The 6900-nt window shown below is 47.1% G+C and carries 9 protein-coding genes; 1 reads left to right on the top strand and 8 read right to left on the bottom strand.

The genetic code is table 11. From position 1 onward, the window contains the following. A partial coding sequence (locus tag C7B65_RS23625) for a hypothetical protein (RefSeq protein WP_244913279.1) occupies positions 1-442 on the top strand: 442 nt, incomplete at its 5' end. An 82-nt stretch (positions 443-524) separates the two neighbouring features. Here the strand turns inward: C7B65_RS23625 and C7B65_RS23620 are convergent. The 8 genes from C7B65_RS23620 to C7B65_RS23585 form a co-directional block, all read right to left on the bottom strand. Further along, positions 525-1013, bottom strand: a complete 489-nt coding sequence (locus tag C7B65_RS23620) for a hypothetical protein (RefSeq protein WP_073072748.1) — start codon at positions 1011-1013, stop codon at positions 525-527. A gap of 8 nt (positions 1014-1021) precedes the next feature. Beyond that, on the bottom strand, positions 1022-2905 hold the full coding sequence (glmS, locus tag C7B65_RS23615) for a glutamine--fructose-6-phosphate transaminase (isomerizing) (RefSeq protein ID WP_073072750.1): 1884 nt from the start codon (positions 2903-2905) through the stop codon (positions 1022-1024). A gap of 63 nt (positions 2906-2968) precedes the next feature. Next, the gene (locus C7B65_RS23610; RefSeq protein ID WP_073072752.1) at positions 2969-3229 is read right to left on the bottom strand and encodes a type II toxin-antitoxin system RelE family toxin; all 261 of its coding nucleotides are present in this window, start codon (positions 3227-3229) and stop codon (positions 2969-2971) included. Continuing rightward, complete coding sequence (locus C7B65_RS23605; protein ID WP_073072754.1) at positions 3226-3444, bottom strand: hypothetical protein; 219 nt, start codon at positions 3442-3444, stop codon at positions 3226-3228. The genes C7B65_RS23610 and C7B65_RS23605 overlap by 4 nt, the downstream gene beginning before the upstream one ends. 182 nt (positions 3445-3626) lie before the next feature. Next, complete coding sequence (locus tag C7B65_RS23600) at positions 3627-4061, bottom strand: PIN domain-containing protein (RefSeq protein ID WP_073072756.1); 435 nt, start codon at positions 4059-4061, stop codon at positions 3627-3629. Continuing rightward, a complete protein-coding gene (locus C7B65_RS23595; RefSeq protein ID WP_073072758.1) occupies positions 4058-4273 on the bottom strand; it encodes a hypothetical protein in 216 nt (71 codons plus the stop codon). Before C7B65_RS23595 ends, C7B65_RS23600 begins: the two co-directional genes overlap by 4 nt. Positions 4274-4318: 45 nt before the next feature. Then, positions 4319-6292 (bottom strand): NACHT domain-containing protein, encoded by a 1974-nt coding sequence (locus C7B65_RS23590; RefSeq protein ID WP_073072760.1) that lies wholly within the window; start codon positions 6290-6292, stop codon positions 4319-4321. After that, on the bottom strand, positions 6293-6694 hold the full coding sequence (locus tag C7B65_RS23585) for a hypothetical protein (protein WP_073072761.1): 402 nt from the start codon (positions 6692-6694) through the stop codon (positions 6293-6295). Positions 6695-6900 lie beyond the last annotated feature (206 nt).

The following is a 6900-nucleotide window of genomic DNA, read 5'->3' as shown; positions in this document are numbered from 1 at the left end:
GGGATCAATTCTGGAACAAGCTGAATCAATATGGCTTTTCCATTGCGCTCTAAGGGTATCAAATAAAGGTCGCACCCCTGCTAACACAAATCGCCGCCTGTCTCCCCCAATCCTGAATCAAGATACCGACTCCCTCAACGGCTTAAACACTATCCAGGGTTACAGCACCCAACGCCAAGAAGCCACCCCCGAAGCCGTGCACCAAGCCTATCAAACCATGCTGGCAAAGCAACAGACTGAAACCGAAAAACTTGCCCTCTACCGTGCCGCCTCCGACGCTGCCCGTTTAGCAGAATGGGAATTCCACAACGCAGTTCTAGCAATGAAAGAAGTTGTGCGAGGACAATTCGGTGCCGACAGTAATGAAGCCCAGTCCGTTGGCTTGAAGAAAAAATCAGACCGCAAGCGCCCTTCCCGTCAAAAACTCGCTGCCGCCAGTTAGCAAATTGGGATTACCGGATAACAAAGCGATCGCACCCACTGATTAACCGATTAAACAGAGGGGCGATCGCTCTTCTCATCGCTTACAAATTCAGCTTCCTTCGCATCACTTCTCTGGCAACTTCATAATCTTCACCAATGAGATAGGAGAAGTGATAGTAACTGGCGAGGTAGAAATCACAGCCGAATTGTTGATAGCGATCGGCAACTGCCAAAAAGCCATACCGCGCCGACCATTCGTCGTTGAAGTAGGATTCATGAAACGAGTCATGCAGAAATAGCGTTAATGTTTGATGATTCACCCCTGGAATGAGACGAATAAGCTCAATATTTGGATGATGAGAACGGGGCACTGGCAACAGCACCTCAAACCTATCAAACGTTAAAAACTCCGCCAAATCTGCTTCGGTTGTTTCATAATAGGGAGAGGCATTTTCTGGTAGGGCGACGAAATGCTGCCAAGATAGAAAGAACTCATGCTTGGCATCAAGTCCAGGATCGATGTCTAACCGCCAACGATCGTCCTGACAAAGATCCTCTATCACTTCACTTGGAAGATATGCCAGTTGCATAGGTTGACCTACTCTACAGTGACACTTTTGGCGAGGTTGCGAGGCTGATCGACATCTAAGCCACGACGGGCAGCAATGTGATATGCCAACAACTGAAGCGGAATCACCGTCAAAATCGGTGACAGCAATTCATCGACATGAGGCACCGGGATGAGCGTATCAAACGTATCTGCCGCTTCTTGCTCATCCATCGGAGTCACGCCGATCAGTCGAGCATCTCTCGCCCGTGCTTCTTGAGCATTAGAAAGAACCTTTTCGTAAACCGCTCCGGGCATGGCGATCGCTACCACAGGCACCTTGGCATCTAAAAGCGCGATCGGGCCATGCTTCATTTCACCAGCAGGATAGCCTTCGGCGTGAATGTAGCTGATTTCTTTGAGTTTCAATGCACCTTCGAGAGCGATCGGAAAGTTAATCCCGCGTCCCAAGAAAATAAAGTCTTGAGTCTCTGCAAAGTCATGGGCGAGTTCTTCGATATAGCGCTCCTGACTTTCTAGCACCACTTCCATCTGAGCCGGGAGCTGCCGCAGTCCGACCAAAATTTCTTCGAGTTGCTCTGGAGATTTAGCCTGACGGCGATCGGTCAGATCCAACGCGAGGCCATAGAATGCCATCACCTGAGCGACAAACGTTTTGGTAGCCGCTACGCCGATCTCAATGCCTGCGTGGGTGTCGATGATGTTGGGAACCAAATCACCTAAAGAGCTTTCGGGGCGGTTGGTGATGCCGAGCAGACGGGACTGCAATTCTGGTTGAGTGAAGCTCGATCGCCGCTTTTTCTCCATCTCCAAGGCGGCTAATGTGTCGGCTGTCTCACCGGATTGAGTGACCCCGATCGTCAGGGTATTCGGCGTAATCGGTGCAGGCGCATAGCGAAATTCTGACGCATAATGCACCGTAGTCGGAACTCCTGCCAATTGCTCTAAAAGATACTTTCCGACTAAGCCAGCGTGCCAACTCGTCCCGCACGCCACGATTTGAATGTGCTGTAAATCTGCCAGCAATTCGGGCGCTAAACCGAGATGAATCGGTGATTTATTTGCATCTGTCGCCGCCCATTCACCATCAAAATAGGCTTCTAAACAAGCGCGAACGACTCCAGGCTGCTCGTAGATTTCTTTGAGCATGAAGTGTTTGAAGCCCTGTTTCTCTACCATGACGGGGTTCCAATTCAACGTGCGCGGAGTCTTTTTGAGTCGATGTCCATCAAAGCTGTAAATCTCAACGCCCAAAGGAGTCATGCGGGCAATTTCACCATTCTCAAGCGGCAAAACGGCACGGGTGTAAGGGACTAGCGCGGGAGTATCAGACGCACAGTAGAATTCGCCTTGCCCAAATCCCAAAACGACGGGGGCTTGTTGACGCGCCACGATTAGTTCGTCGGGATAATCGGCAGAGATAACGGCGATCGCAAAAGCTCCATGGAGTTGATTGACCACCAAGCGAACCGCTTCGAGCAGCGACGAATCTTCAAGCGTTGCTAGTTGCTCTGCAATTAAGTGGGGAATGACTTCGGTATCGGTGTCTGATCGAAACTCACAGCCGCGACTTTTTAACGCTTCGCGCAGTTCTCGGTAGTTTTCGATAATGCCGTTTTGGATGACTGCAATTCGCTGGTCAGTATCCATGTGAGGATGGGCGTTATATTCTTCGGGTTTGCCGTGGGTTGCCCAGCGAGTGTGAGCGATGCCAATGCGAGCGGGATTGTCTTCGCCAGCGAGTTTTTCTTCGAGGTTGATCAATTTGCCCTTGGCGCGGACACAGTGAATTTCACCTTCTAAAACGGTGGCGATTCCGGCTGAGTCATAGCCTCGATATTCGAGTTTGCGAAGCCCTTCGAGCAAGATCCCGCTAGCGGCTTGCGTTCCGATGTAGCCGACAATTCCACACATAGCCCACTCCTTGATGAATGTTTTATAGATTGTTTTACAGAACGACCTCATTTACCTACAGACTTACAGGTAGACTTCTCTACGGTGCTTGACTCGAATAACAGCAATTACCTTGTCTTCTCGACTGAAATCGTAAAGCACACGATAGTCACCGACCCTGAGCTTGAAAAAGTCTGACAGGTCTCCGGTCAATGATTGCGGTTTGAGTTGGTCAAAGTTTTTAGCCAGCCAGTCGATTTTACTGATAATGCGTTCTCGGATCGTTTGATCCAAAGCACCGAGATCGGAAATGGCTTCAGGCTCAAATTCAACAAGGTAGCTCATGAAAAGGTGAGACCAAATCGTTTCGCTACTTCTTCAGCCGGAATTCCTCGTTCTCCTGCGGCTCGACGCTTGCGGGATTCAAACAGTTGTTGTTTGATTTCGGGTCGAATTTCTTTACCCTCATCGGGATCGCCAAGCAACTCTCCTAAAGTTTCTATGACAGTCTCTCGAATTAAAGCCTTGAGTTCCTCAGTAGTCAAATCTTTCACTTGCATGAGACGAGTGTTATGTGGACTAAATTTAGTTTACTTCGTCTAGCTATTACCAGCCTTCATCTCTTTGCCCTGTGTTCTTGCAAGAGCTTGTGAATGAAGCGATCGCGCCCGCTGACCTGCTGGAGGAACGTTCGTTCTGTTGCGTAGTTGAGAAAGCGGGCATAGTTCCAGAAAATGAAGTTCTACTTGAATGGGTTGATGAGTGTGAGTCGCTGTTCCACAAGCAAACCATCTTGCATATCCTCTGAATAGAAAACCTCGGCATCAGTGAATAAAGCACTGGCAATAATCAAGCCATCCCAAAAAGAAAAGTGATAGCGCGATCGTAAGTCAGAGGCTTTGATTAGAATTTCAATATTTGGAGCAACAACCGCACAACGAGCCTCAAAGGTTTGAATGAGCAGCTTAATTTGTGCTTCAGTAAAAGCGGCTTTCTTTAGAGCATTGGCGCAAACTTCGTTAATAACTTGTGTGCTAACAATAATATTTTCTGAATCGGTCAAAGTTTGTGCAATGCTGCGCTTTCTTTCGCTTTCTTGAGTCGTTGATGATTGATTCTCTAGAAGATAATACAACCAGATGTTTGAGTCTAAAAAGCATCGTTGTTGGGTCATCATCGATCGTGACTTTCATCTCTTGTGAGAAAGCGATCGACCTTAACCGGATTTTTTGCTAGTTCATCCATGAAGTCGGGTCGTGAGGTTTGTTTTGTAGATTGCTTGACTACAATAATCTTGACAGTGTTTGCTCCCACGATTTCTTGTTTGTATTCATCGGGGATTACGATTTCACCATTTTCAACTTTTGCTTGAAACTCTACTGTGATCATGACAATTCTCCAACGTGCATCACCCCATTCTACTGCTTTCAATCCTCATCCCTTTGCCAGGTGTTCTTGCAACAGTTTGTGAACGAAGCGATAGCGCCCACCGACTCGCTGGAGAAACATTCGTTCTGTGGCGTAGTTGAGAAAGCGGGCAAAGTTCCAGGGGATGGCGTGGCTGCGAAAGAGGACGAGACGAAGTGAGAAGTGTTGAATGCAGGCTTGTCCGCCAATCCATTGGAAGCTAAACCAAACTAAAATTTGCAATAGCAAAGCAATATTGTTCAATTCAGTAATACTGGATTTGTATGTTTGCAGTAGTAACGTTTGGATAAAGGCAGCAATGACTACCGCGAGGGCGACACATAGAGCTACGTTATTAATTGACCTCGAAATACCTTGGTTTGGACGATTTGGACGAATTCGACTTTCAACGTCTACTTGTAGGCTGTCAATCAACACTCTAATTAACATTTCAACTAAAGCTGCAATCATCCCGAAAGATAAGCCAGCAATCAGCACAACAATCAAGGCAAAGAATAGCACCTTAAGCAGTGGACCACTTAGCGCACCACTCAATACGGCACTCAACATAGAAATTAGCCCAAAAGACAATCCAAAAATTAAACCAATTCTCATTCCATCAATTAGATAAGACGATATATTCCTAGTAGCTCTCTTTATTGCCGCTTGTGTGAAACAAATTTGTAGCTTTTCGACAGTATTTATATTTTTTAATCCAGAAATCAGTCCACTAACTGAGCCAAGAATTAAGCCAATTACTAGTAAATCCAGCAGACTGGCTCTGCTCATAGATCCAAAAACTATTGCACCGATGAGTCCAAAAACTATTGCACTGATTAGCCCAGAAATTAGACTAAATACCAGTCGATAGAAACACTGCTGGCGATTCTTTATCAACCAAGCGGGTTGCATTCTTTCAATCAAAAACTCGCTTTCTGACTCACTTTGTAACTGTCTCGCTAAGTTCACTAACCATCGACGAGTTTGCTTTGCAGGAGGCTCTTTCTCGATGTTGTACATTCGACTGTTAATTGATCTGTGCAGCATCTTCTCGACATAGGCATCTAGCAAAAAATCAAGCCGTTCTTGAGTAGACCGCAACGCCTGCCAGCGCTCTGCAAGCTCTTCTCGGTAAGCGACCAGAGTAATGCTTAACAGCAATGGTTGACGCACCAGCGATCGCAACTCTGCATCTGCGCCCAACACCTGCCACAAGTTGAGTCGATTCACCTCACTCAAATATTGCTCAATCTGCGCGTCAGACAACTCTTGCAGATAAATTGCGCCATTGAGGTCTAGCTTTTGAGGATAGAGTTCATATTCCTCGCGCCGACTGCACACGACGATCGCTTCCGGCTTGCCCTCCCCTGTCAAAAACTGATTGATCGCCCTCACACAGGCAGGCTGAAGATCCGATCGCACTTCATCCAATCCATCCAATAACGGTAAAAGCTTCTGATCCTCCAGCCACTTGGCGCTAATTTTGGAGCCGATGCCTTTTGTGGTGAGTTCTACGATCGTCCAATCTTTCAAACTTAGGCGCGGATCTTTCCAAGACGACAAATTGAGCAAAATCGGCATCGGGGCGCTGGGATCATCCAATGCTTTTTTGACCAGTGATTGCGCCAGTTCTAAAAGCGTCGTTGTTTTACCCGCACCAGGTTTTCCCAAAATCAACAGCTTGCCTTGAATGTCGGCGCGATCGAAGACGCTCAAAATTTCGGTGTCTGGCGCGATCGCTTCTGTGATCTGTCCGCTTTTGACCTCCATATCCCAAAGCCGCCGCACTTGATCAAGATCGATCTCCTTGCCCAGGTTGATCAAGATTTGATTGTGCAGCGAAGTCGCTAATCGTCCTAAAATTTCTTTTTCAAAAGCTTTCAGCCATTTCACTTCGCGATCGGGACGTTTTCTCGATCGTTGATCTCCGATGTAAACATTTCCTGTGAGATGCTCGATCGGAATTTGATCACGTCCATCATTTTTGTATTCTCGTGACATCTACGATCCACCAATTCGGGTATTGTCACCGTCGATCTTGTCGATATTAATTTGATCCCGACCGTAGTTGATGTATTCCCGATTATCAACTGTTTGATTGTTGTTAATTTGTTGAGCAATCTGACGGATCTCAGTCGCAAAGGCTTGATCCTCATCCATTTCGAGGTCAAGATATTTGGTGAACTTTGTCAGCGATTCTTCAGTTCCTTGCTGCTCGATTTCAGCGATCGCTACTTCCGCCCGTTGATTTCCCGCAAACTTCGACTTGATAAAATCTCGGAGCTTCTTCACACCCTCCATTCCGCCGCCGATCGACTTTTTAGCGATTTCTCCCGCACCAGATTTAATGAATTCGTTAAACGCGAGGGCAGCGATCGTCACAGCAGTGATAGGTTCAGGCATGGGTCAAAAATTCTCTACGCTGACTCTTTTATAGCCGACGATCGAGATGTTGTCTGAAAGCCCTAAATTGACGTGAATTCGATGAAGCTTTTCGCTTCGTTCTGAGCGGCTTCTGCCCCCTAAATCCCCCAAATTGGGGGACTTCAAGCCAAGCCTTCCAGTTCAAAGTCCCCCAGAATGGGGGATTTAGGGGGCTTTCCGAATCC

Origin of the sequence: Phormidesmis priestleyi ULC007, from assembly GCF_003003695.1 — a bacterium.
Classification (GTDB): Bacteria; Cyanobacteriota; Cyanobacteriia; order Leptolyngbyales; family Leptolyngbyaceae; genus Phormidesmis_A; species Phormidesmis_A priestleyi_A.
The sequence above is the reverse complement of the archived record's forward strand: the minus strand, read 5'-3'. Positions and strand labels throughout refer to the sequence as shown.

Bases quoted from the DNA above. Each gene is read 5' to 3' on its own strand.
- C7B65_RS23610 (WP_073072752.1), bottom strand. From the start codon at position 3,229: ATGAGCTACCTTGTTGAATTTGAGCCTGAAGCCATTTCCGATCTCGGT.
- C7B65_RS23585 (WP_073072761.1), bottom strand. From the start codon at position 6,694: ATGCCTGAACCTATCACTGCTGTGACGATCGCTGCCCTCGCGTTTAAC.
- C7B65_RS23595 (WP_073072758.1), bottom strand. From the start codon at position 4,273: ATGATCACAGTAGAGTTTCAAGCAAAAGTTGAAAATGGTGAAATCGTA.
- C7B65_RS23620 (WP_073072748.1), bottom strand. From the start codon at position 1,013: ATGCAACTGGCATATCTTCCAAGTGAAGTGATAGAGGATCTTTGTCAG.
- C7B65_RS23600 (WP_073072756.1), bottom strand. From the start codon at position 4,061: ATGATGACCCAACAACGATGCTTTTTAGACTCAAACATCTGGTTGTAT.
- C7B65_RS23605 (WP_073072754.1), bottom strand. From the start codon at position 3,444: ATGCAAGTGAAAGATTTGACTACTGAGGAACTCAAGGCTTTAATTCGA.
- glmS (WP_073072750.1), bottom strand. From the start codon at position 2,905: ATGTGTGGAATTGTCGGCTACATCGGAACGCAAGCCGCTAGCGGGATC.
- C7B65_RS23590 (WP_073072760.1), bottom strand. From the start codon at position 6,292: ATGTCACGAGAATACAAAAATGATGGACGTGATCAAATTCCGATCGAG.